Raw genomic sequence first — 23,401 nt, 5'->3', positions numbered from 1 at the left:
GTTGTGCCGAGCCTGGTTGGGAGCCTCCGCAATGAGAAGAACAGTCGCTGCACAAGTGCCCAGGGTCGTCCGGAGGTGCCGCAGGACGGCATGCGTGATCGCGTCGGCGGCTGTGCTGTCGCCCCTGCTGATCCTTCCGATGTACGGCACCGACGATGCGGCGGACCAGCGTCTTCAGGACGCCTTCACGGACGCCGCGCGCGAGTTCCACGTACCGCGCAGCGTGCTCATGAGCGTGTCCTACATGCAGTCCCGGTGGGACTCCCATCCGGGCGCGCCCAGCGTCGCGGGCGGCTTCGGGCCGATGCATCTGGTGGACGCGCAACGCGACCGGGCCCCGGCGCGCGAACCCAGCCCAAGGCCGCCCGAGGGCGGCCCCACCCCGCCGCTCGTGGGGGCGGCGGGCCCGCTCGTCGAAAACACCGCGGACGCCTCGTCCACCCGCGCCGTACGGCCCGCGGACCTGCGACAGGCGGCCCGGCTCATCCGGTCCCCCGCCGGACGCCTGCGCACGGACGCCGCCGCCAACGTGCGCGGCGGCGCGGCCCTCCTGGCGGCCACGCAGCGCCAGCTCGGCAATCCGCTCAGCACCGACCCGGCGGACTGGTGGGAGGCGGTGGCCCGCTTCCCGGGCACACGGGACGTCACGTCGGCCGCGACGTACGCCGACGACGTCTTCGCCCTCATCCGGCGCGGAACACACCGCACCACCGCCGAAGGGCAGGACGTCACCCTTCCCGCCTCCCCCGGCGTGAAGCCGCACACCCGCCCGCACAACCCCCCGCAGCCGAAGAACGTCGAGTGCCCCGCCGAGCTGTCCTGCGACTGGCTCGGCGCGCCGTACGAGGAGATCGACGACAACGAGTACGGCAACCACGACCTCGCCGACCGGCCCCGCGACCAGTCGATCGAGTACATCGTCATCCACGACACCGAGGCCGTGCTGCCGAACATGCTCAAGACCGTGCAGGACCCGACGGAGTCGTCCTGGCACTACTCGATCCGTTCCAGCGACGGTCACGTCATCCAGCACGTCAGGACGAAGGACGAGGCCTGGCACTCCGGCAACCAGTTCGTGAACGCCCGCTCCATCGGCATCGAACACGAGGGTTTCCTCCGGCAGCCCGGCACCTGGTACTCGGAACCGATGTACCGGGCCTCGGCCCGCCTGGTGCGGTACCTGGCGAAGAAGTACGGCATCCCGCTCGACCGGCAGCACATCTTCGGCCACGACAACGTGCCGTCCCCGACCGCCGACTCGATCCCCGACATGCACGACGACCCCGGCCCCTTCTGGGACTGGCGGCACTACTTCGACCTCCTCGGCGCGCCGCTGCGGGCGACGGCCGGACCGGACAGCGACATGGTGACCATCCTGCCGGACTTCGCCAAGAACAAGCCTCGGTACACGGGGTGCGCCGACAGCGGTTCACCGTGTCCGCCGCACGGATCCAGTGCCGTACGGCTGCACACCGAACCGGACGAGAACGCCCCGCTGATCCAGGACCCGGGCCGCAAACCGGACGGCGACGACTCCACGGAGGACGTCAACGACCTTGGATCGCGCGTCTCCACCGGCCAGACGTTCGCCGTCGCCGGCCGCAGCGGTGACTGGACCGCCATCTGGTACCAGGGACACAAAGCGTGGTTCAGCAACCCCGGGAAGCAGCCGACCGCCGTCGGTGCGGCCGGGCGCATGGTCACACCGAAGCAGGGCCGGGACGAGATCCCGGTGTACGGACGTGCCCTCCCGGAGGAGGAGGCCTACCCGGAGGACGTGCCGGAGCAGCCCGAATCACCGCTCCCGTACAGCCTCCTCGCGGGCCAGCGGTACGTCACCCAGTCCCGCGTCGGCAGCTCCTACACCGCCCGGTCGTCCTTCACCGACGTGCCCAACCCGGTGGTGTGGGGCCGGGAACGCTACTACGAGATCCAGTTCGGCCATCGGCTCGCGTACGTCCGGGCAAGCGACGTGGACGTGGTGGACACTCCTCGCACGGCGGGCCCACCGGCACGCAAGGACAGCCCGGCGGACCGATGACGCGGCGACAGCCGGAACCGGCGGGGCGCGGGACGGCACGAGACCGCACCGGCCGGCCCCGCACGGCATCCGGGTCGGACGACACGGCATCGGGGGCGGCCGGCGCGGGATTCGGCACGGGCGGCAAAGCCAGGCTGATACGGCCCGGCGCCGTCGCTAGGCCCTCAGGGTCGCCCTGTCCCCCATCACCACTACGGGTTCGCGAGCGGGGTCGAGCGTGCGCAGCAGGTACTCCATGGCCTCCTTGGAGACGCTGACGCAGGCCGAGGTGCCGCTGCCGTGGTCCATGTGCAGCCAGATGCCGCCGCCCTTGCTCCGACCCCGGGGGCGGGTGGCGTCGCGCGGCGGGGTGCCCTTGAGGCGGTTGTAGTCGATGGCGATGACGTAGTCGAAGTCGTGCTGATGCGCCTCGTCCCACTCGGCCGGGGGCGCGTAGGCATCCTCGTCCTGGTCGTAGGGCAGCCGGGTGCCCGGGTCGGGGAGCACACCGCCCGCGTCGGTCAGGGTGAACACCCCGGTCGGGCTGCGCTCGTCACCCTCGTGATGTTCGGTGGTCCAGCCACCGCGCCCGTTGTGAGCGGGCCAACTGCCCGCCGGACGCCACGCGGAGGCCCGCCGCGTGTACAGCACCAGCCGGGACTCGGCCGAGTCGTCGTCCTCGCCGTACACGGCCACGACCTGTCGGGAACCGGCGGGAATCCGCCGATACAGGTGGTCGCCGACGCCCGGGATGCGCGTCGGATCGGTCGAGGGGGCGGAGGACACGGTGGGAGTCCGCCCGAGCGGGCCCTGAGCGCCGTGCCCGCTGCGGGCGGGGGCGGGTCCGGAAGTGGCCGTGCCGCAGGCGGAGAGCGTCGCGAGGAGGGCTCCGAAAGCCGCCGCCGCGAGCGTCATGCGCCGCGCACTGTCGATCTGCACCCGCCCATGGTGGCATCGCACTCCGGTCGATCGTGCGATCTTTCGGGCATTCACCGTGTCGGGTGACGGACCTTCGAACAACGCGCCACCGATGTGCTCCCGGCGCCTGGCCGGAAGCCGGTGGCACCGCGGGGCCGGTCAGGAAAACCGGTTGAAATTCACCTCCTTGCGACGCGAACCTTTCACGGCTTGCCGCCGCTCATCGCCCTCTCCCCCTCCCTGACACGAGCCACTGGGACGTCATGCAGATTCAAGACCTTCCGTATTCCGATCCGGGCGTTCCCGACGCGCGTTCGGGTCCCCGATTCCTGTGGTGGCTCTGGCGCAACCAGCTGGGCGGACAGCTAAAGGCGCTCGCCTGGGGCCTGCTGCACTTCGTCGGCGTCTCCGCGCTGCCCTTCTGTGTCGGTCTGGCCGTGCAGGCCGTCATCGACCACTCCGGCACCCGGCTCGCGCTGACGGGTGGTCTGATGCTGGTCTGCGGCACGGCCATCGCGGTCGGCGACACCTTCCTGCACCGGTCCGCCGTCACCAACTGGATCACCGCCGCCGCCCGCGTCCAGCAACTGCTGGCCCGCAGAGCCGCCCTACTGGGCTCCGCCCTGACCCGGCGGGTCGCGGCCGGTGAGGTCGTGGCCGTCTCCACCGGTGACGTGGAGAAGATCGGCTGGTTCGTCGAAGCCGTCTCCCGTTTCACCGCCGCCGCGCTGACCGCCCTGATCGTCTGCGTCGCCCTGCTCGTCTACCAGCCGGCGCTCGGCGTGGTCGTCGCCGTCGGGCTGCCTTTCGTGGCGCTCGCGGTGCTTCCCCTGCTGCCCCGGGCGACGCGCCGCGCCGACGAGCAGCGCGCGAAGGCGGGCCGTGCCACGGAGCTGGCCTCGGACACCGTCGCGGGGCTGCGGGTGCTGCGCGGCATCGGTGGCGAGGAGCTGTTCCTCGACCGCTACCGCAGCGCCTCGCAGGAGGTACGGCACGCCGCCGTGCGCAGCGCCCGTATGTGGTCGCTGATCTCCGCCGTCCAGGTGCTGCTGCCCGGTCTGCTGCTCATCGCGGTCGTCTGGCACGGCATCCACCTGGCCCGCCAGGGCCGCATCACGGTCGGCGAACTCGTCACCGTCTACAGCGCCGTCATGATCCTCAACTACCCGCTGCGGCACTTCGAGGAGATCGCCATGGCGTACTCCTTCTCCCGTCCCTCGGCCAGCCGGGCCGCGCGGGTGCTGTCGCTGGAACGGTCCACCACCCTCCGCACGGACAAGGACGGCCACCAGAACTCGGCCGAGGCCGCAGCCGAGGCCGAGATGCCGGCCGGTGACCTGTACGACCCGGTGACCGGTCTGCTCGCCCCCGCCGGCCGGTTCACCGCCGTGGTGTGCGGCGACCCCGACGCGGCAGGCACACTCGCCGAGCGGCTGGGCGGCCACCCGACGGAACCGGACCGGTCGGTGCTCCTCGGCGGGGAGCCCCTGGACGAGCTGCCCCTCGACACCGCCCGGACCGCCGTCCTCGTCCAGGACAAGGACCCGGTGCTGCTGTCCGGTACGCTGCGCGAGCTGCTCGACGTACCCGCCTCCGGAGCCGTAGGAGCCGCGGACGCGCTGGCCGCAGCCCAGTGCGGGGACGTGCTGGACGCGCTCGTACAGGGCTCGCTCGACACCGCCGACCCGATGGACGCCCGCATCACCGAGCGCGGGCGCTCCCTGTCCGGCGGCCAGCGCCAGCGCCTCGCACTCGCCCGATCGCTGATCACCGATCCGGAGGTGCTGGTGCTGGACGAGCCGACCTCCGCGGTCGACTCGCACACCGAGGCACGCATCGCGGACGGTCTGCGCCGGCTGCGGTCGGAGCGGACGACGGTCGCGTTCACCTCCTCCCCGCTGCTGCTCGACCGCGCGGACCGGGTCGTCCTCGTCCATGAGGGCGAGATCGTCGCGGTCGGCACGCACCGGGAACTGGTCGACAGCGAGCCGCGGTACCGGGCCGTGGTGACCCGCGAGACCGACGAGGAGCCGGCCGGGACCCGTGAGGAGCCGGCCGGGACCGGCGAGAGGGCGGCCGGTTCCGACGACGGCGTGCTGATGGAACTGGAACACATGGAGGAAAGCGCATGATCGGCGTTGCGCCACCGGCCTACGACCCGGCGGCCCCGACGACCGCCACGACCCTGCCCGTCGGCACCGCCGCCACCGTGCGCGCCTATGTCAGCGAGCTGTTCCGCCGGCACCGCCGGGCCTTCCTGCTGCTCGTGACCGTCAACACGGCGGCCGTCATCGCCTCCATGGTGGGTCCGTACCTGCTCGGTGACCTGGTCCAGCGGGTGACGGACGGCTCCCGGGAGCTGCACCTGGGCCTGACCACGACGCTCTTCGTGCTGGCACTGGCCGTGCAGGCCGCCTTCGTCCGGCAGGTGCGGCTGCGGGGCGCGATGCTGGGCGAGCGGATGCTGGCCGACCTGCGCGAGGACTTCCTCGTCCGGTCCGTCGGGCTGCCGCCCGGCGTGCTGGAACGGGCCGGCACCGGTGACCTCCTCTCCCGGATCACCACCGACATCGACCGTCTCGCCAACGCGATGCGCGAGGCCGTACCGCAGTTGGCCATCGGTTTCGTGTGGGCACTGCTGCTGCTCGGCGGACTCGTGGTGACGGCCCCGCCACTGGCCGCCGCCGTGCTGCTCGCGGTACCGGTACTGGTGGCCGGCTGCCGCTGGTACTTCAAGCGGGCACCCTCCGGCTACCGCTCCGAGGCCGCCGGGTACGCCGCCGTCGCCGCCGCGCTCGCCGAAACCGTGGACGCCGGCCACACCATCGAGGCGCACCGCCTCGGCGCCCGCCGCATCGCCCTTTCCGAGCGACGGATCAAGGAATGGACCGCCTGGGAGCGCTACACCCTCTGGCTCCGCTCGGTGCTCTTCCCGGTCATCAACGCCGTGCACGTCATCGTGCTCGGCTCGGTCCTGATGGTCGGCGGAGTGCTCGTCCTGCACGGCTGGCTGGACGTGGGCCGGCTGATCACGGGGGCGCTCATCGCGCAGATGCTCGTCGACCCGGTGAACCTGATCCTGCGCTGGTACGACGAGGTGCAGGTCGCCCAGGTCTCGCTGGCCCGCCTGGTCGGCGTACGGGAGGTCGAGCCCGACGCGGGGGACGCCGCACTGGTGCCCGACGGGCGGGACGTGCGCGCCGACCGGGTCCACTTCGGCTACCGCGAGGGCGTCGACGTCCTGCGCACGGTCTCCCTGGAGGTCGCGCCGGGCACCCGGCTGGCCCTGGTGGGCCCGTCCGGCGCGGGCAAGTCGACCCTGGGCCGGCTCCTCGCCGGGATCTACGCGCCCCGGGACGGCCGGGTCACCCTGGGCGGGGCCGAGCTGTCCCGCATGCCCGCGGAACGCGTACGCTCGCACGTCGCCCTGGTCAACCAGGAACACCATGTCTTCGTGGGCTCCCTGCGTGACAACCTCCTGCTGGCCCGCACCGGTGCCACGGACGCCGAGCTGTGGGCGGCGCTGGGCGCGGTCGACGCGGACGGCTGGGCGCGGGCACTCGACGACGGCCTGGACACCGAGGTCGGCTCCGGCGGACTCGGCCTGACCCCGGCGCAGGCCCAGCAGATCGCGCTGGGCCGGCTGGTGCTGGCCGATCCGCACACGCTGGTCCTGGACGAGGCGACCTCGCTGCTCGACCCGCGCGCGGCCCGCCATCTGGAACGCTCGCTGGCGCGGGTCCTCGACGGCCGCACCGTCGTCGCCATCGCCCACCGTCTGCACACCGCCCACGACGCCGACGTGATCGCGGTGGTGGAGAACGGCCGGATCAGCGAGCTGGGCAGCCACGACGAGCTGGTCGCCGCGGATGGGGCGTACGCGGCGCTGTGGCGGTCCTGGCACGGGTGACGGCGGGGCTGTTCCACCGATGCCCGGGCGGGTACAGGTGCCGGGACCGGTGCCTGGGTCGGCGGCGGCAGGCCGGCCCGCGGCGCCGGTGTCCGCACCGATGGCGGTACGCCGGCCCGGGGCGCCAGGGCCGGCACGGCCGAGGCGGGACGGGCCGGCCGTGCCGGTGCAGCCCCCGTACCGGTGCCCCGCAGGTCGCGCCCTGCGCCGGTGCGGATGCGTGGCTCCTCGCCGGGGTCCGTGCCGTTGCGCGGTGCCGAGCAGGGGTGGAAGGCTGGAAGGCGGCACCGGCCGGAGGAACGCGCGAGGACCACTCGATTCACGGCGCGTAACCCCCGTGCCGGGCGTGCCGACGGCCCGCCGTCCGCTGGGGCGGCACCCGGCCGTCCTCACCACCTGGAGGTACTCGTGGACAGCGCCGACGGCTGGGGGGACGACGTCTATCAACCCGATCCATCGGAGATCCCGGAGGATTCGGGGGTGCTCGACGTCGAGGACACACTGGACTTCGACGGCATCGCCGAACCGCTCGACCGCGGCTGGTCCCCTCCCGAGCGACCGTGGGCGGTGGAACACATCGGTGTGACGGCTGCCGAACGCAAGGCCGGTGAGAGCCTCGACCAGCGGCTCGCCGAGGAGCTGCCCGACCTGGCCACCCCGAGCGGCGACGGCATCGGTGACTGTGACGGCACGGACGGGGAACTCCTCGACAACGAGGTCGGCAACCTCCGCTCCGGCCGGCTGGTCGCCCCCGACGAGGGTGCACACGAGGATGAGGAGCCCGCTCTCGTCGCCACCGACGTCGGGATCGACGGTGCCGCCGCCTCCGCGGAGGAAGCGGCGATCCACATCGTCGACGAGGACTCGCTCCCGGGCTGACCCGCGCACCACCGGCCCGACCGCCCCGCACGAGGAGCCGCCATGCAGCAGGACAAGCACCCCGACTACCACTCGGTCGTCTTCCGCGACCGGGCCGCCGGATACGCGTTCCTGACCCGTTCCACCGCGCGGAGCGAGCAGACCATCGAGTGGGACGACGGCCGGACCTACCCGGTGATCGACGTGGAGATCTCCTCGGAGAGCCACCCCTTCTACACGGGCAAGGCCCGCACGGTGGACACCGAGGGCCGCATCGCCCGGTTCGAGCGCCGGTACGGCGGGGCGGGCACGGATGAGGCGAGCTGATCCGGCAGGGTTGCGCGGACCACGTCGAGGACAGCGTCCGGTGGGCTCCCTCAGATCACGTTGAGAGCCGCGGCACAGCCCACACCCCCGAGCAGCATGAACACCGGCATCAGTACGCGCAACTCGACCCAGCTTCCGGCCCGGAACCGCATCGGCTTCGGCGGCCCGATCGGGTACCAGCGCTTTCGGCCCACCGGGATGGGCCACAGGATCGGGCAGCCGGACACGGTCAGCGCATCCCCGATGTCGTGCACCAGCGCCCCCAGCACGACCGGCAGCCCCAGCCACATGTACTCCTGCCCGGGCGCGGTGAAGAGCCAGTCGGAACCGTTGCCCGGCTTGTCCAGCACCCCGGCGATGATCCACGCGCTGGTGGCCGCCAGCAGCCAGACCAGGACGTCGCTGCTGGAACCGCGCGCCGCCCGCCACAGCAGGCCCTCGATCGCCAGCACCATGTGTACGAACAGGATCGCCAGCACCGCCCAACGGCCTCCCGTGATCGTCGCCGCTGAGCAGCCGGCGCCTATCAGCACCGCCCAGAGCCAGGTGTGGGTCAGTGTGCGGTGACCACCGGAGCGACGTGGGTCGCCCTGCTTCCTCGTCGCCTTGTAGACGGCGTACGACAGCTTGTCCACGATCTCGCAGATCCAGCGGGAGATCGGCCCGAAGGCCCGGGAAATGGTGGCCGCCTTGTGGTCGAGGTCCGGGGCGAGCGCGGCACCGGCGCAGATCAGAGCGCCGGTGAGGAGGACCGGCCAGGGCATCGTATGACCGGCCGCGGCGGCGGCCGCACCGACGCCGAGCCAGGCCGCGGCCCCCGACAGTGAGTGTGCTGGTCCCATCATGGCCGCTTCCCGCCCCATCCCTCGTGTGCCGCTGTCCAGTTGGCCTGGTGCACCGACGCTGCGTCGGCGACACAGCGTAGCGGCCGTGATCTTCGTGGCCGCAGCCGATTCCCCGCTCAGGCGGGAGGCCAGGCAAGATGGGGGCGTGACCCTCATCGATCAGTTGCCGCCGACCGCCGACCCCGACGCCCTGTACGAAGCCTTCGAGTCGTGGGCGCGGGAGCGGGGCCTCACCCTCTATCCGCATCAGGAGGAGGCGCTGATCGAGGTGGTCTCCGGGGCGAACGTGATCGTGTCGACGCCCACCGGTTCCGGTAAGAGCATGATCGCCGCGGGTGCGCACTTCGCGGCGCTGGCGCGCGACGAGGTCACCTTCTACACGGCACCCATCAAGGCGCTGGTGTCGGAGAAGTTCTTCGAGCTGTGCAAGATCTTCGGCACCGAGAACGTCGGCATGCTCACCGGTGACGCGTCCGTGAACGCCGACGCACCCGTGATCTGCTGCACCGCAGAGGTACTGGCGTCGATCGCGCTGCGCGACGGCAAGGGCGCGGATGTCGGCCAGGTCGTCATGGACGAGTTCCACTTCTACGCCGAGGGTGACCGCGGCTGGGCCTGGCAGATCCCCCTGCTGGAACTGCCGCAAGCGCAGTTCATTCTGATGTCGGCCACCCTGGGTGACATGTCCTTCTTCGAGAAGGACCTCACCCGTCGCACCGGCCGCCCCACGGCGGTGGTCCGCTCGGCCACGCGCCCGGTGCCCCTCTCCTACGAGTACCAGCTCACCCCGCTGACCGAGACTCTCACCGAGCTGCTGGAGACCAGGCAGGCGCCGGTCTACATCGTGCACTTCACGCAGGCGCAGGCCGTCGAGCGGGCGCAGGCGCTGATGAGCATCAACATGTGTTCGCGCGAGGAGAAGGACCAGATCGCCGAGCTGATCGGCAACTTCCGCTTCACCACCAAGTTCGGTCGCAACCTTTCCCGTTACGTCCGGCACGGTATCGGCGTGCACCACGCCGGCATGCTGCCCAAGTACCGGCGCCTGGTGGAGAAGCTCGCGCAGGCAGGCCTGCTGAAGGTCATCTGCGGCACGGACACGCTCGGCGTGGGTGTCAACGTGCCCATCCGCACGGTGCTGTTCACGGCGCTGACCAAGTACGACGGCAACCGCGTGCGCACGCTGCGGGCCCGGGAGTTCCACCAGATCGCGGGCCGGGCCGGCCGGGCCGGCTTCGACACGGCCGGGCTCGTCGTCGCGCAGGCGCCGGAGCACGTCGTCGAGAACGAGAAGGCGCTGGCGAAGGCGGGCGACGACCCGAAGAAGCGGCGCAAGGTGGTGCGCAAGAAGGCGCCGGAGGGTTTCGTCGGCTGGACGGAGAACACCTTCCAGAAGCTGATCGAGTCGGATCCGGAGCCGCTGACCTCGCGGTTCCGGGTGACGCACACGATGCTGCTGTCGGTGATCGCCCGCCCGGGCAACGCGTTCGAGGCGATGCGCCATCTGCTGGAGGACAACCACGAGCCGCGCAGGCAGCAGCTCCGGCACATCCGCCGGGCGATCGCGATCTACCGCTCGCTGCTCGGCGGCGGCATCGTGGAGAAGCTGGACACACCGGACGCCGAGGGCCGCATCGTCCGGCTCACGGTCGACCTCCAGCAGGACTTCGCGCTTAACCAGCCGCTGTCCACGTTCGCCCTCGCCGCGTTCGAGCTCCTGGATCCCGAGTCGCCGTCCTACGCCCTCGACATGGTCTCCGTCGTCGAGTCCACCCTGGACGACCCGCGGCAGATCCTGGCCGCCCAGCAGAACAAGGCGCGCGGTGAGGCCGTGGCCGCCATGAAGGCCGACGGTGTCGAGTACGAGGAGCGGATGGAACGCCTCCAGGACGTCACGTACCCGAAGCCGCTGGAGGAGCTGCTCTTCCACGGGTACGACACCTACCGCAAGAGCCACCCTTGGGTGGGCGACCACCCGCTGTCCCCGAAGTCGGTCGTCCGGGACATGTACGAGCGGGCCATGTCCTTCACCGAGCTGGTGTCCCACTACGAGCTGGCCCGCACCGAGGGCATCGTGCTGCGCTACCTCGCCAGTGCCTACAAGACCCTCGACCACACCATCCCGGACGACCTGAAGTCCGAGGACCTGCAGGATCTGATCGAGTGGCTGGGCGAGGTGGTGCGCCAGGTGGACTCCAGCCTGCTGGACGAGTGGGAGCAGTTGGCCAACCCGGAGGAGATGACCGCCGAGGAGGCCCAGGAGAAGGCCGACGAGGTCAAGCCGGTCACCGCCAACGCCCGCGCCTTCCGCGTCCTGGTCCGCAACGCCATGTTCCGACGCGTGGAGCTGGCCGCCCTCGACCACGTCGAGGAACTGGGCGAGATGGACGCCGATTCCGGCTGGGACGCCGACGCCTGGGGCGAGGCGATGGACAAGTACTGGGACGAGTACGACGACCTCGGCACCGGACCCGATGCCCGCGGCCCCAAGCTGCTCGTCATCAAGGAGGAGCCGGAGAACGCCCTGTGGCGCGTCCGCCAGATCTTCGACGACCCGAACGACGACCACGACTGGGGCATCAGCGCCGAGATCGACCTCACGGCCTCGGACGCCGAGGGCCGTGCGATCGTCCGCGTCACCGATGTCGGCCAGCTCTGAGCACAGGAGAAACCCACCGATGACGAATCCGGCCGAGAGACTCGTCGACCTGCTCGACCTGGAGCAGATCGAGGTCAACATCTTTCGTGGCCGCAGCCCGCAGGAGTCCCTCCAGCGGGTCTTCGGCGGCCAGGTGGCGGGCCAGGCACTGGTCGCCGCCGGCCGCACCACGGACGGCGAGCGCCCGGTGCATTCCCTGCACGCGTACTTCCTGCGCCCGGGCCGGCCCGGCGTGCCGATCGTGTACCAGGTGGAGCGGGTCCGCGACGGGCGCACGTTCACCACGCGCCGGGTCACGGCCGTGCAGCAGGGTCGCACGATCTTCAATCTGACCGCCTCCTTTCACAAGCCTGAGGAAGGACCGTTCGAGCATCAGCTCCCGCCGGCCCGTGAGGTGCCGGACCCACAGTCGCTGCCGACGGTCACCGAGGAGATACGCAAGCATCTCGGGTCGCTGCCCGAGCAGTTGGAACGGATGGCACGCCGCCAGCCCTTCGACATCCGGTATGTCGACCGCCTGCGCTGGAACGCTGACGAGATCCAGGGCGCCGAGCCGCGCAGCGCCGTGTGGATGCGCGCGGTCGGCCCGCTCGGCGACGATCCGCTGGTGCACACGTGCGCGCTGACCTACGCCAGTGACATGACCCTCCTGGACGCGGTGCGCATCCCGGTCGAGCCGCTGTGGGGACCGCGGAACTTCGACCTGGCGTCTCTGGACCACGCCATGTGGTTCCACCGGCCGTTCCGGGCGGACGAGTGGTTCCTGTACGACCAGGAGTCGCCGATCGCCACCGGTGGGCGGGGCCTGGCCCGCGGTCGCATCTACGACGTACGGGGGCGGCTGCTCGTCTCGGTAGTCCAGGAAGGCCTGTTCCGGTCCCTGTGACACCCGACGGCGGGTGCCGGCGGCGGGCCTTTCAGGCCCGTGCGGGTCGTGGTCCTCTCCACCGCAGCCAGGCACGCAGACCACGGGACGGCCGCGCGGCTTCCGGCAGTGACTGCGGCACCGGCTGTGGCGTTCGCCGTACAGCGGGGGGCGCCGCCCGGCCGGTCCGTCGGGTCTCGTGCCCCTGCGGGAGGAGCGCGGCTGCCGGTCGCACCGGCACCGCCCGCGGCCGGGGCCGTGCCGCCGCCGGTGACGGCCGGGTCACCGATAGCGGCGGTCGGGTTGCCCGCCAGGGCGGCCGGGTCACCGATAGCGGCGGTCGGGTTGCCCGCCAGGGCGGCCGGGTCGCCGGCCGGGTGGCCGACCCGCGTGCGTGTGCGGGCACCCCAAGTGGTCGTGTCGTCGGCGCAGATGGCCGCGCTGTCGGTCCGGGCGGTCGCGGCGCGTGGTGCTCGGAACGCGTCGCCGTTCCCGGGAACCTCGTCGCGTCCTCCATGGGCCGGGTGACCGTGCGCGTCATCGGCGGGATGGGCCGCGCCGCCGCTCGGATCGCCGGCGGAGCGCGGCGGGCGGCGGGGCGCGGGGCGGGCGCGAGGGTGCGGGCCTCTTCCATCGCGCGCGCCAGGTCGCTGCGCAGCCAGCCGAGCTCATCCGCGTCCTGGGCTGTCATGATCCGCTCGGCAAACTCCGCGGAGGGCGTTCCGGGAGCGCCTGGGCCAGGTGGGGCGGGGCGGAACCGGTTCAGGTACGCACGCTCGTACGGATCCCGGACGATGCCGACGACTTCGGCGGGGGTGAGGAAAGCGGCCACTGCCCCGGCGCGGGCCCAGGGGTGCTCCGCCTGCCGAAGCAGGGTTCCCAGACGGCGTCCGCGCCAGTTGCGGGCCCGGAGATCCACTCCGGCCGCGAGCTGGCCGCGCAGGCTCTCGGGCGTACGCCCCTTCAGGAGGCTCGTGTTCTTCGCGTCCGCGGCGAACTCGCGCAGTTCTTCCGCCAGATAGAGCCAGACCACGGCGCGGTAGCGGTTGAGGTAGAACTTCACGGGCACGAGCAGGCCCAGTCGGGCGAGCCGGGTGAAGCGGCCGGCCGAGATGTTCATGAGGGCGGCGCCCTCCGCGGTGCCCATGACCCGCAGCCGCTCGCGCAGGGCATCGGGAAAGCCGTCCTGCGCACGGAGGCGATCGATCTCCGCCCACTCCACCCGACGGTCTCCGCCTCCCCCGTCGTCGGGCACGGTCCGGATGCGGCCGAGGTGGACGGCGAGTTCGAACTCGCTTCGCTTGACTTCCAGTTCGTGGGCCGCACAACTCGGTGTGCAGTGGCTGGGGCGGGTCGGGCCGACGGTGTTTGCCGACATGGTCGTACTCCCCCGTGGAGTGAGTGGCGCACGCCCTGTGCGTTCGCCGTGCACACACCGTAGCTGTTTCGTCGCCGACCGTGTCAGGCCTGTGGATAACTCCAGGCGAGTGGGAGAAGTCGCTGGTCAGGCGTCCGTGATGCGCGTCTTCTCGGGTTGTCTGGCGTCGACGCCGAGGTGTTCGCCGACCCGGTTGACGAGCAGCGTCATCTCATAGGCGATCTGCCCGATGTCCGCCTCCGCCCCGCTGAGCACGCACAGACAGCTGCCGGCGCCGGCCGCGGTCACGAACAGCACGGCGTCGTCGTACTCGATCATCGTCTGGCGGACCCTGCCCGCACCGAAGTGGCGTCCCGAGCCCTTGGCGAGGCTGTGCAGTCCGGACGCGACGGCGGCCAGATGCTCGGCGTCCTCACGGCGTAGCCCCGTACTCGCTCCCGTGACCAGTCCGTCGTTCGACAGGACCAGCGCGTGGCGCACGTGGTCCACCCGCTCGGTCAGATCGTCCAGGAGCCAGCCGAGTCCCTGGTTCTGCGGCATGTCCCTCTCCCCGTGTGATGTCTCCCCCTGGCTGGAGGAACCTCTCCGCCAGCCTTCCCCACGACCGGCGCGCGGGCAAGCAGGATGGGCCCATGGCAGAGAAGATGACCGATGAGGAGTGGCGGGCGTTCGTCTCGGACGGGACCCGCACCGGCAAGCTGTCCACCGTTCGCGCAGACGGGAGCCCGCATGTGGCTCCGATCTGGTTCGTGCTGGACGGGGACGAACTGGTCTTCAACACCGGCAATGGCACGGTGAAGGGACGTAATCTGGCCCGTGACGGCCGGGTTGCCCTCTGCGTGGACGACGACCGTCCGCCCTTCCACTTCGTGGTGGTGAGCGGCCGGGCCCGGTTGTCGGAGGACCTGGCCGAGGTGCGTCTTTGGGCCACCCGGATCGCGGCCCGGTACATGGGCCAGGAGCGCGCCGAGGAGTACGGCGCCCGCAACGGCGTGCCGGGCGAACTGCTGGTCCGCGTCACCATCGACAACGTTGTGGCCGTCCGGGACCTGGCCGCCTGAGCGGCGGGGCACGTCCCGCTCGGACATGCGCGCAGCGGTGCCCCTTGTGGCGGTGAGAGATCATGCGGAGCATGAGCGTCGACCACACACACGTCCAGGAGTTCTTCACCGCGCGGGCGGCCGACTGGGACAACCGGTTCCCGGACGACGGGCCGGCCTACGCCGCCGCCGTCACCGGTCTCGGGCTGAAGGAGGGGGACCGCGTACTGGACGCCGGCTGCGGCACGGGGCGCGCCCTGCCGCCCCTGCGCGCCGCCGTGGGCCCCTCCGGGGTGGTGCTGGGCGCCGACCTGACCCCGGCGATGCTCCAGACCGCCGTGCGGGCGGGCAGGGACCGCGACGGCCGACTGCTGCTCGCGGACGTCGCCGCGCTGCCGCTGCGCCCGGGTTGCCTGGACGCCGTGTTCGCCGCCGGCCTGATCGCCCATCTGCCGCTTCCGGCGAAGAACCTGGGGGAACTGGCTCGCGTCGTCAGGCCGGGTGGCACGCTCGCGCTCTTCCATCCCATCGGTCGCGCGGCCCTGGCGGCACGTCAGGGCCGCCGGATCACCCCCGACGACCTGCGCGCCGAGGGCAATCTCGGTCCGCTCCTGGGACGTTCGGGATGGCGCATGACGTCGTACACCGACGAGGACGCGCGGTTCCTCGCGCTCGCGGTCCGCGAGGACTGACGACCGGGGTGGGGTCAGCCGGTTCGGGCGATCGCTGCCGCGAAGGCATCGGGGTTGTCGAACATGACGTTGTGCCCGGCTCCGGGCACGGTCACCACCCGCACCCCGGCCGATTCCAGGCGGTCCCGTCCCTCGAGTTCACCGGTGTGCGCGCCCTGGAGGAAGACGCGGTCGACGGGTGACTCCTCCAGGAGCGTGCGCATCACCGGATCCGAGCCCCGGCGCAGACCGACGGCACTGCGGTGCAGGGCGCGGGGGTCGGTCAGCCGCATGGTGGCCGCCCACAGCGGGCCGACGGCGTCCAGCACGCGCGCGTATCCGCTCTCGACGAACTCGTCCTCTTCGTAGGAGGCGATGGCGCTGCTGCCCGCGGTCGCGGGTGGGAAGGCGTCCAGGTTGGCCTCCGTGAGGACCAGCCGGGAGACGAGGTCGGGCCGCCGGTGGGCGAGCACGACGGCCACGGCGCCGCCCATGCTGTGCCCGATCATTTCGGCACCGGCGGCTCCCGCCGCGTCCAGGGCGGCCGCGACCGCGTCGGCGTGTTCCTCGAGCGTGTAGCCGAAGCCTTGGGGACGGTCGCTCGTGCCGTGTCCGGGGAGGTCCACGAAGAGACTGCGCCGGCCCGTGAGATCGGGCCTGGCCGCGATGTGCGCGTGGTAGGCGGTGGACATCGACCCGAGCCCGTGCAGGTACACCCGGGCGGGCTCCGATCCCGGCGTCTCGGTCCACCGGATGTGGCTTCCCCTGCTGTCGAACGCGGCCTGCCGCACCATGCCCCTCCCTGACATCGTTTCGAGAACCCAGAATACATCGATGGCGAGGTATGTCGTCGACGTGCTAGTGCCAGGACGAGGTATGTCTGAGAGAGAATGCGGCCATGCTCGAACTGGCCATCCTGGGATTCCTGTACGACGCCCCGTTGCACGGGTACGTCCTGCGCCGTCACATCGCGGCGCTCACCGGCCATGTGCGCCCCGTCGCCGAGAGCACGCTGTACCCGGCGATCAAGCGGCTGGAGAAGGCCGGCCTGCTGGTGCGGGCCACCGAGCCCGGCGCCGTGGCCGCGCCGCGCCATGTGCTGAGACTGACGGAGGAGGGCGGACGCGAGTTGAAGCGCCGGCTCGCCGAGCCCACGCAGCGCGAGATCACCGACGAGAACCACTGGTTCACACTGCTGGCGTTCCTCCGGCACCTGGCGGATCCCGCCGCGCAGGCAGCCGTACTGCGCCGCCGGCTGGACTTCCTGGAGGAGCCGGCGAGCTTCTTCTACGAGGGCGACCGGCCGTTGCGCGCCGAGGAACTGGACGACCCGTTCCGGCGGGGTGTGCTCACCATCGCCCGGGCCACGAGCCGGGCCGAACTGGCCTGGCTGCGCGACACGCTGGCGTCACTCGACGGTGTCGGCCGCTGAACCGTCCCGGTACCGCACCGGGCAGCCACGCAGCCCGGGGACCGGGCAGGTGCCGAGGTCGGCCACGCGGTAACCGTTCGGATATCCCTTGATCTCCCGGTTCTGGCGTGCGAAGTGCGGAACGCGGCGCGGCGGCAGCAGCCGGACCAGCCGGCCACGCGTCCGTACGGCGCGGCGCACCAGCGCGGTGGTGGCCGCGCCGGGTCGCGGGTAGCGGAAGGCGCGCAGCAGCGGCTCGTCGAGCAGGGCGAGCGTCGCCGTGCGCAGCAGCGGCGCCATGGGCCGCGGGTACCAGGACGCCATCAGGCCGAGGGTGGCGTCGGAGACACGGCGGGCTTCCTCGTCCCAGCCGAAGTGGGCTGCCTCGTAGCCGTCGAGCAGGGCTTCGAACTCCTCGTAGGTCTCAGGGATTCCCGGGATGCCCATCAGCCGGCCGAGGGTGCGGTAGTACTCCGTGGTGGCGACGACCTCGTGCCGGGACAGCCGGCGCCAGCCGTAGGTGTCGATCCAGCGCCGGGGCACCACCACGAAGGTGCTCAGCACGTACCGCATGTCGTCGTCGCTGATGTCGAAGCTGCGGTGCATCTGGTTGATGCGGCGGATCGCGGTACGTCCCTGCTCCGCGGTGAAGCCGTGTTCCACGATGGTGTCGAGGAGCAGCGAGGTGTCGTCGTACCGCTTCTGCGTGCGGTCGGTCAGCTCCGCCGTCCGTGCGAGCAGCCGACCGATGCTCGGCACCGCGTAGGTGCGGTAAAGGGCCAGCTCGAGGGCACGCGTGTAGTCCCAGGGGAGCTCGAGGGTGACACTGATCCGGTAGATCTCCGATGCGTCCGTCACCGGGTCCAGCCGGCGGATCCGGCCCAGCCGCTCGAACCGCTTCACCGCGTCGTCCCCCTTATGCCGTCGAAACCGCAACTCTACGTTGAAGAGCAGCAGATGAGTGATGGAACTGATCCTGCTACGGGGAGAGGGTGGTCCACGTGTTCGCCATGGTCCGCAGGTACGCCGCCAGGCTCCGCACCTCCACGCACGCGCGGCCGGCGGGTGGCCAGGAGCGGCGCGCGCACAACTTGTTCGAAGCTGCGGCCGTCTATGTGGTGGCTCGTGCGCTGGACGACGAGGACGGGGTCGAGGAGGCAGCGGCCTGGGTGTCGCCCGAGGCGCTGTCGTTCGGCGTGAGCGAGCTGGCCTGCCGGGCGGTCGCGCGCTGGCCCGGGAGTGCGACGAGCCGCCCGGTGCGGTGGCCCGCGACCTGCTCGGGCTGCCCGCGGCCTGAGGGGAACACCACTTCCCCAAGGGTGGTCGTTTCGCCCCTGTCCAGGTGGGAACCTGCTGCTCCGCGTGGTGTGCGGACCCGTGACAAGCGGCTTCCGCTCGCACTAGGGTGCGCGCCGATGGACGAACCACTGGGGAGGCTGGGATGGCCGGGACGGACGATGAGGCCGTCGCCGCCGCGGACGACGCGCTGTACGTGCTGACGGCGGTGCTGCTGACGCCGGCGCAGTTCCCGAGCGTGCTGGGCGACGACTACCCGGAGGCCTGCGCGGCCCTGGGTCTGGCGCCGCGCGCCGACGGGTACGGCCTGGTGCTGGGCCAGGACGGGGACGGCGCCCGCTGGACGGTAGTCATCGACGACGTCTCGCTGGTCGCCGTGGCGATCGCGTCCTGGGACTGCGGCATGGAGTACGAGTTGTCACCGGACGAGCGCGCGGTCGTGACCGCCCTGCCGGGGTGGCCGCTGGCGGTGGCAGTCGCGGCACCCGGCGTGCCGGCTCCGCACGACCCGCCTCCCGAGACGGCGGGCGGGCCGGCGCTGCGCCCACCGGACACCCGTGTCTGGGGGTCGGCACAGCGACGTCTCGGTGCCGATGAGATCGCGCTCCAGTGGGCGGCCTGGCGGGGGCAGATCAACGACGCCGACTTCTCCGCTCCCGCTGAGCGCGCGGAGGCCACCGGATCCTCGCCGGAGGGCGAGGAGGGCACACCGGACGCGAAGGGCACACCGGGTACGAAAGGTGGCGCGGGCGCTTCGGCGGGCGGTCACGCGGGAGTCCGCCGGGTACTCGCGCAGGCGCGCGCCTACGTCGACTCGCCGCCACCCCTCGGCCGGGTACGCTCGTCGTTCGCTCCGGGTGACGCCCGTACGCTGCGCGCCGACGGTCCCGGCTGGTCGATCGTGGCCCGCACCGACGACATCGCGTTCGTCCTGCTGGACGACGAACCCGGCGGGGTCCTGCCGGTGGGCCGGGGCCCGGAGCTACCGGGTCTGCTGGAAGCGCTGGACAAGATGGCGGTACGACCCCTGTGAGCCGGGCCGCACGGACGGTGACCGTCGTGTGCCGCCGGGAACCGCGCCGCGCGAGCTGACGCGACCCCTGGCGGCCCGGCGCGTCCGGGCAGACACACGCGCGAGCGTTCCCCGGCGGCACGTCGGTGCGTCAGCGGCCGATCTCCTTGCGGGTGACCCGGCGCAGTCTGCGCCGCTGGGACGGGTCCAGCGTCAGGTACGCGGCGACCGGAACGCCCACCACGATCAGGAACGCCACCCACCAGGGCAGCCACATCAGCAGGATCAGCCCGACCGCCACGCCCCCTGCGGCGATCTTCGCGTTCTTGGACATGTACGTCGCCTCCTTCGCGGCCACTGCCGCTCTCTGCTCTGAGAACGGCTGCCCGCTCCCCCCGGTTCCGGCCGCGAACCCTGAGACATCCCTGAGACCCACCCCCTCCGGGTCGAGTAGTCAAGCTTGAGGAGGCGGGCAGAGTCGCGGAGACCCTCCCCTAGGCACCCGCGTCCGATCCCTCCGCCGGCCCGCTGCTGTGCCCTGCTTCTTCCGTCCGATCCCGCGCGGGCGGGCCGGATCGCGTTCTGGCGAGCGGACGGTGCAATTCCCGCCCGACGTGGCAACGGGCTCCACGGCTCGGTCTGGACGGTGCCGACTATCCGGTGGTGGAGGCGTTGCCGTCGGTCCTACTGCACTACTGCAAGGTCAACGGTGGCTTCGAGGGGCTGGCCCAGCTTGCCGACGGTGACCTGGTGCTGGCGCTGCAGAGCTCGCTCTCGCTCCCGGACGCGCGTGCCGGGGACGCGTCGCGCACCACCCGCCTGTTGCGTTGCTCGCCGCACAAGAAGGCCGTGACCGCCGAGTACGCCTACCGGTCCGACCCGGTCGGCGTGGTCGACCCGGGCCAGGACGACACTCCGAGCTGAAGATCTCATCGGTGGTGGCGGTGGGTCGCGACCGGCTGCTGGTCGAGGAGCACACGGACCGGGCGGCTCGTCTGCAACGCGTCCGGCTGCGGCGCACGTCGGACATTCTCGGTGGCCCGTGGACGCCGGGACCTCTCCGTCGCTGGAGCAGTTGGACGACCCTGCGACCGCGGGTGTGCCGGTGCCGTCCAAGCGGCTCGTCGTGGATCTACGCGCGGTCGACGGGGTGCCGGGGAAGATCGAGGACATCGCGCGCGTGGACGACGACACGCTCGCGCTCGTCAACGACAACGACTTCGGGATGACCGACGGGCCGGGTGCATTCCGACGCCGAGGGCCGCCCGGTCGACAGCGGAATCAGGACGACCGTGACGTACGTTCGGCTGCCCCGGGGCACTGACACCCGCCTCGGGACCGGGCGGGCCGGGGCGAGCTGCTGCTCGTACCGGCCCGCCCCCGTTTCAGCCCCGCGCTCCCAGCAGGTGGTCCATGGCTAGCTGGTCGAGTCGTTCGAAGGCCATACCGCGCGCGGCGGCGGCTTCCACGTCGAAGTCCTCGAAGGACGCGCGGTCGGCGAGCAGGGCCTCCAAGCCGTCGGCCGCGGTCGGCTGGGCTAGCTGGTCCAGCCGCGACGCGCGCAGCGCCTCCTGCACCTCGGGGTCGGCACGGAAGGCGGCCGCACGCTCCTTGAGGATGAGGTAGTTGCGCATGCAGCCCGCCGCCGACTCCCACACGCCGTCGAGGTCCTCGGTCCGCGGCGGCTTGAAGTCGAAGTGGCGGGGCCCGTCGTAACCGGCGGTCTCCAGGAGATCGACGAGCCAGAAGGCGGAACGCAGGTCTCCGGCGCCGAACCGCAGGTCCTGGTCGTACTTGATGCCGGACTGGCCGTTGAGGTCGATGTGGAAGAGCTTGCCCGCCCAGAGCGCCTGCGCGATGCCGTGCGGGAAGTTCAGGCCGGCCATCTGCTCGTGGCCGACCTCCGGGTTGACCCCGTACAGCTCGGGCCGCTCCAGACGCTCGATGAAGGCCAGCGCGTGCCCGACCGTGGGCAGCAGGATGTCGCCGCGGGGCTCGTTCGGCTTGGGCTCGATGGCGAAGCGCAGGTCGTAGCCCTGGGAGACGACGTACTCGCCGAGGAGGTCGAAGGCCTCCTTCATGCGGTCCAGGGCGGCGCGAACGTCCTTGGCGGCCCCGGACTCGGCGCCCTCGCGCCCGCCCCAGGCGACGTACGTCCGCGCGCCCAGCTCGGCCGCCAGGTCGATGTTGCAGATCGTCTTGCGCAGCGCGTAGCGGCGCACGTCGCGGTCGTTGGCGGTGAACGCGCCGTCCTTGAAGACGGGGTGCGTGAAGAGGTTCGTGGTGGCCATGGGAACGGCCATGCCGGTGGCGTCCAGGGCCTGGCGGAACCGCTTGATGTGCGACTCGCGCTCGGTGTCCGAGGAGCCGAAGGGGATCAGATCGTCGTCGTGGAAGGTCACTCCGTGGGCGCCCAGCTCGGCCAGGCGCTGCACCGTCTCGGCCGGGTCGAGGGCACCGCGGGTGGCGTCACCGAACGGGTCCCTTCCCTGCCAGCCGACGGTCCACAGGCCGAAGGTGAACCTGTCCTCGGGGGTGGGCTGGTAGTTCATGCCGCGGCTCCTTGCTGCGTACGACTATTCGTCATGGCGGTTTACAAATTAGTATGCGCACGCACCGGTGGGAAGAGACAAGATGTCTTCGACCACGAGGTGTCTTCGCCAGCCCACCGCACATCCCGCGCAGCCGCGGAAGAGGGAGAGCCCGATGTCAGCAGCCGAGGGTCCGCTCGTCGTCGGCGTGGACACGTCCACCCAGTCCACGAAGGCGCTGGTCGTCGACGCGGCCACCGGCCAGGTCGTGGCGAGCGGTCAGGCACCGCACACCGTGACCGCCGGGGCGGGCCGGGAGAGCGATCCGCGCCAGTGGTGGGACGCGCTGTGCGTGGCGTTGCGCCAGTGCGGCGACGCGGCGCACGAGGCGGCGGCGGTGTCGATCGGGGGCCAGCAGCACGGTCTGGTCACGCTGGACGGGCACGGTGAACCGGTGCGGCCGGCGCTGCTGTGGAACGACGTCCGCTCGGCGCCGCAGGCCCGCCGTCTGGTGGCGGAGCTGGGCGGGCCGAAGGCGTGGGCGGAGCGCACCGGCAGCGTGCCCGGGGTGTCCTTCACGATCACCAAGTGGGCGTGGCTCGCCGAGCACGAGCCCGAGGCGGTCCGCGCGACCAAAGCGGTACGACTCCCCCACGACTACCTGACCGAGCGCCTGACCGGGCAGGGCACGACCGACCGCGGCGACGTCTCGGGCACCGGCTGGTGGGCGTCCGGGACGGAGGCGTACGACGAGGACACCCTCGCGCATGTCGGCCTCGACCCGGCGCTGCTGCCCCGGGTGGTGCGGCCCGGCGAGGTGGCCGGCACCGTGCGCCACGGCCACGACCTGCCGTTCTCCAAGGGCACTCTGGTGGCCCCGGGCACCGGTGACAACGCTGCCGCCGCGCTGGGCCTCGGCCTGCGTCCCGGCACTCCGGTGCTGAGCCTCGGCACGTCCGGCACGGTGTACGCCGTCTCCCGGCACCGCCCGGCCGATCCGACCGGCACGGTGGCGGGCTTCGCCGACGCCCGCGGGGACTGGCTGCCCCTGGCCTGCACCCTGAACTGCACGCTCGCCGTGGACCGCGTCGCGGCCCTGCTGGGCCGGGACCGGGAGGCCGTGGAGCCCGGCGGCTCGGTGACGCTGCTGCCCTACCTGGACGGCGAGCGCACCCCGGACCTGCCGCACGCGTCCGGTCTGCTGCACGGACTGCGGCACGACACGACCGCGGGCCAGCTACTCCAGGCCGCCTACGACGGCGCCGTGCACGCGCTGCTGGAAGCTCTCGACCTGGTCCTCGACGCGGACGCGGACCGCGGCGTTCCGTTGCTGTTGATCGGCGGCGGAGCCCGGGGAACGGCCTGGCAGCAGACCGTGCGCCGGCTGTCGGGGCGGCCCGTGCAGGTGCCGGAGGCCAGGGAACTGGTCGCCCTGGGTGCGGCGGCGCAGGCGGCCGGACTGCTGACCGGGGAGGATCCCGCGGCGGTGGCCCGCCGCTGGAACACCGCGGCGGGTCCGGTCCTGGACGCCGTGGAGCAGGACCGGACGACGCTGGACCGGATCACCGGGGTACTCTCCGACGCGGCCCCGCTGCTGGAGCGGGGAACCCAGACCCAGTGACCCGGCCGCCCGCGCGGAGCCGGGCCGCGGACACCGAGG

General features: G+C 71.9%; 19 protein-coding genes and 3 pseudogenes. 14 read left to right on the top strand and 8 right to left on the bottom strand.

Annotated elements, in window-relative coordinates; genetic code table 11:
* Window positions 1-94: 94 nt before the first annotated feature.
* Entirely contained in the window at window positions 95-2,041 is a 1,947-nt protein-coding gene (locus D9753_RS31345; protein WP_121790059.1) for an N-acetylmuramoyl-L-alanine amidase, read from the top strand.
* A gap of 156 nt (window positions 2,042-2,197) precedes the next feature.
* Here the strand turns inward: D9753_RS31345 and D9753_RS31340 are convergent, their stop codons facing one another.
* Window positions 2,198-2,935, bottom strand: coding sequence for a L,D-transpeptidase family protein (locus D9753_RS31340; protein WP_121791382.1), 738 nt, complete (start codon window positions 2,933-2,935; stop codon window positions 2,198-2,200).
* A gap of 266 nt (window positions 2,936-3,201) precedes the next feature.
* On the opposite strand from D9753_RS31340, the gene D9753_RS31335 reads away from it, so the two are divergent.
* The 4 genes from D9753_RS31335 (at window position 3,202) to D9753_RS31320 (ending at window position 8,033) form a co-directional block, all read left to right on the top strand.
* Window positions 3,202-5,070, top strand: coding sequence for an ABC transporter ATP-binding protein (locus D9753_RS31335; protein ID WP_121790058.1), 1,869 nt, complete (start codon window positions 3,202-3,204; stop codon window positions 5,068-5,070).
* A complete protein-coding gene (locus D9753_RS31330) occupies window positions 5,067-6,848 on the top strand; it encodes an ABC transporter ATP-binding protein (protein WP_121790057.1) in 1,782 nt (593 codons plus the stop codon). The genes D9753_RS31335 and D9753_RS31330 overlap by 4 nt, the downstream gene beginning before the upstream one ends.
* Window positions 6,849-7,256: 408 nt before the next feature.
* Entirely contained in the window at window positions 7,257-7,727 is a 471-nt protein-coding gene (locus tag D9753_RS31325) for a DUF5709 domain-containing protein (RefSeq protein ID WP_121790056.1), read from the top strand.
* 42 nt (window positions 7,728-7,769) lie between these two features.
* Complete coding sequence (locus D9753_RS31320) at window positions 7,770-8,033, top strand: type B 50S ribosomal protein L31 (RefSeq protein WP_121790055.1); 264 nt, start codon at window positions 7,770-7,772, stop codon at window positions 8,031-8,033.
* A 50-nt stretch (window positions 8,034-8,083) separates the two neighbouring features.
* On the opposite strand, the gene D9753_RS31315 is transcribed toward D9753_RS31320, so the two are convergent.
* Window positions 8,084-8,878 carry a metal-dependent hydrolase gene (locus D9753_RS31315; RefSeq protein ID WP_121790054.1) on the bottom strand — a complete coding sequence of 265 codons (795 nt, stop codon included), beginning with the start codon at window positions 8,876-8,878 and terminating at the stop codon, window positions 8,084-8,086.
* Window positions 8,879-9,023: 145 nt separating this feature from the next.
* Here D9753_RS31315 and D9753_RS31310 point away from each other — a divergent pair, with 145 nt between their 5' ends.
* Entirely contained in the window at window positions 9,024-11,537 is a 2,514-nt protein-coding gene (locus tag D9753_RS31310) for a DEAD/DEAH box helicase (RefSeq protein WP_121790053.1), read from the top strand.
* A 19-nt stretch (window positions 11,538-11,556) separates the two neighbouring features.
* A complete protein-coding gene (locus tag D9753_RS31305) occupies window positions 11,557-12,423 on the top strand; it encodes an acyl-CoA thioesterase (protein ID WP_121790052.1) in 867 nt (288 codons plus the stop codon).
* Window positions 12,424-12,943: 520 nt separating this feature from the next.
* On the opposite strand, the pseudogene D9753_RS38315 reads toward D9753_RS31305, so the two are convergent.
* Together D9753_RS38315 and D9753_RS31295 are read right to left on the bottom strand one after the other, a co-directional pair.
* Window positions 12,944-13,780 (bottom strand): annotated as a pseudogene (locus D9753_RS38315) (DUF6397 family protein); the annotation flags it as partial.
* Window positions 13,781-13,906: 126 nt separating this feature from the next.
* The gene (locus tag D9753_RS31295; RefSeq protein WP_121790051.1) at window positions 13,907-14,320 is read right to left on the bottom strand and encodes a roadblock/LC7 domain-containing protein; all 414 of its coding nucleotides are present in this window, start codon (window positions 14,318-14,320) and stop codon (window positions 13,907-13,909) included.
* A gap of 92 nt (window positions 14,321-14,412) precedes the next feature.
* On the opposite strand from D9753_RS31295, the gene D9753_RS31290 reads away from it, so the two are divergent.
* Window positions 14,413-14,841, top strand: coding sequence for a PPOX class F420-dependent oxidoreductase (locus tag D9753_RS31290; protein ID WP_121790050.1), 429 nt, complete (start codon window positions 14,413-14,415; stop codon window positions 14,839-14,841).
* Window positions 14,842-14,912: 71 nt separating this feature from the next.
* Window positions 14,913-15,512, top strand: a complete 600-nt coding sequence (locus D9753_RS31285; protein ID WP_121790049.1) for a class I SAM-dependent methyltransferase — start codon at window positions 14,913-14,915, stop codon at window positions 15,510-15,512.
* A 14-nt stretch (window positions 15,513-15,526) separates the two neighbouring features.
* Here D9753_RS31285 and D9753_RS31280 read toward each other — a convergent pair whose 3' ends face one another.
* Window positions 15,527-16,282: an alpha/beta fold hydrolase gene (locus D9753_RS31280; protein WP_205614434.1), complete on the bottom strand. Its 756-nt coding sequence runs from the start codon at window positions 16,280-16,282 to the stop codon at window positions 15,527-15,529.
* Window positions 16,283-16,389: 107 nt separating this feature from the next.
* On the opposite strand from D9753_RS31280, the gene D9753_RS31275 reads away from it, so the two are divergent.
* The gene (locus D9753_RS31275) at window positions 16,390-16,923 is read left to right on the top strand and encodes a PadR family transcriptional regulator (RefSeq protein ID WP_121790047.1); all 534 of its coding nucleotides are present in this window, start codon (window positions 16,390-16,392) and stop codon (window positions 16,921-16,923) included.
* Here D9753_RS31275 and D9753_RS31270 read toward each other — a convergent pair.
* Entirely contained in the window at window positions 16,900-17,805 is a 906-nt protein-coding gene (locus D9753_RS31270) for an oxygenase MpaB family protein (RefSeq protein WP_121790046.1), read from the bottom strand. The genes D9753_RS31275 and D9753_RS31270 overlap by 24 nt on opposite strands.
* 107 nt (window positions 17,806-17,912) lie before the next feature.
* Between D9753_RS31270 and D9753_RS38310 the strand changes: the two are divergent.
* Together D9753_RS38310 and D9753_RS31260 are read left to right on the top strand one after the other, a co-directional pair.
* Window positions 17,913-18,199: pseudogene (locus tag D9753_RS38310) on the top strand (hypothetical protein).
* Between the two features lie 144 nt (window positions 18,200-18,343).
* Window positions 18,344-19,231, top strand: a complete 888-nt coding sequence (locus D9753_RS31260) for a hypothetical protein (protein WP_121790045.1) — start codon at window positions 18,344-18,346, stop codon at window positions 19,229-19,231.
* Window positions 19,232-19,361: 130 nt separating this feature from the next.
* Here D9753_RS31260 and D9753_RS31255 read toward each other — a convergent pair whose 3' ends face one another.
* Window positions 19,362-19,544 (bottom strand): hypothetical protein, encoded by a 183-nt coding sequence (locus D9753_RS31255; RefSeq protein ID WP_121791380.1) that lies wholly within the window; start codon window positions 19,542-19,544, stop codon window positions 19,362-19,364.
* 299 nt (window positions 19,545-19,843) lie between these two features.
* On the opposite strand from D9753_RS31255, the pseudogene D9753_RS31250 reads away from it, so the two are divergent.
* Window positions 19,844-20,529, top strand: a pseudogene (locus D9753_RS31250) (esterase-like activity of phytase family protein); the annotation flags it as partial.
* Between the two features lie 66 nt (window positions 20,530-20,595).
* On the opposite strand, the gene xylA reads toward D9753_RS31250, so the two are convergent.
* Entirely contained in the window at window positions 20,596-21,762 is a 1,167-nt protein-coding gene (gene xylA / locus D9753_RS31245) for a xylose isomerase (protein WP_121790044.1), read from the bottom strand.
* A gap of 154 nt (window positions 21,763-21,916) precedes the next feature.
* Here xylA and xylB point away from each other — a divergent pair, with 154 nt between their 5' ends.
* Entirely contained in the window at window positions 21,917-23,362 is a 1,446-nt protein-coding gene (gene xylB / locus D9753_RS31240; RefSeq protein WP_121790043.1) for a xylulokinase, read from the top strand.
* The last annotated feature ends 39 nt before the right edge of the window (window positions 23,363-23,401 follow it).

This window comes from Streptomyces dangxiongensis (assembly GCF_003675325.1).
Lineage (GTDB): Bacteria > Actinomycetota > Actinomycetes > Streptomycetales > Streptomycetaceae > Streptomyces > Streptomyces dangxiongensis.
The sequence above is the reverse complement of the archived record's forward strand: the minus strand, read 5'-3'. Positions and strand labels throughout refer to the sequence as shown.

Coding starts and splice junctions, on each gene's coding strand:
- D9753_RS31340 (WP_121791382.1), bottom strand. CDS start 2,935: ATGACGCTCGCGGCGGCGGCTTTCGGAGCCCTCCTCGCGACGCTCTCC.
- xylB (WP_121790043.1), top strand. CDS start 21,917: ATGTCAGCAGCCGAGGGTCCGCTCGTCGTCGGCGTGGACACGTCCACC.
- D9753_RS31315 (WP_121790054.1), bottom strand. CDS start 8,878: ATGATGGGACCAGCACACTCACTGTCGGGGGCCGCGGCCTGGCTCGGC.
- D9753_RS31275 (WP_121790047.1), top strand. CDS start 16,390: ATGCTCGAACTGGCCATCCTGGGATTCCTGTACGACGCCCCGTTGCAC.
- D9753_RS31330 (WP_121790057.1), top strand. CDS start 5,067: ATGATCGGCGTTGCGCCACCGGCCTACGACCCGGCGGCCCCGACGACC.
- D9753_RS31320 (WP_121790055.1), top strand. CDS start 7,770: ATGCAGCAGGACAAGCACCCCGACTACCACTCGGTCGTCTTCCGCGAC.
- D9753_RS31260 (WP_121790045.1), top strand. CDS start 18,344: ATGGCCGGGACGGACGATGAGGCCGTCGCCGCCGCGGACGACGCGCTG.
- xylA (WP_121790044.1), bottom strand. CDS start 21,762: ATGAACTACCAGCCCACCCCCGAGGACAGGTTCACCTTCGGCCTGTGG.
- D9753_RS31285 (WP_121790049.1), top strand. CDS start 14,913: ATGAGCGTCGACCACACACACGTCCAGGAGTTCTTCACCGCGCGGGCG.
- D9753_RS31335 (WP_121790058.1), top strand. CDS start 3,202: ATGCAGATTCAAGACCTTCCGTATTCCGATCCGGGCGTTCCCGACGCG.
- D9753_RS31290 (WP_121790050.1), top strand. CDS start 14,413: ATGGCAGAGAAGATGACCGATGAGGAGTGGCGGGCGTTCGTCTCGGAC.
- D9753_RS31295 (WP_121790051.1), bottom strand. CDS start 14,320: ATGCCGCAGAACCAGGGACTCGGCTGGCTCCTGGACGATCTGACCGAG.
- D9753_RS31305 (WP_121790052.1), top strand. CDS start 11,557: ATGACGAATCCGGCCGAGAGACTCGTCGACCTGCTCGACCTGGAGCAG.
- D9753_RS31255 (WP_121791380.1), bottom strand. CDS start 19,544: ATGTCCAAGAACGCGAAGATCGCCGCAGGGGGCGTGGCGGTCGGGCTG.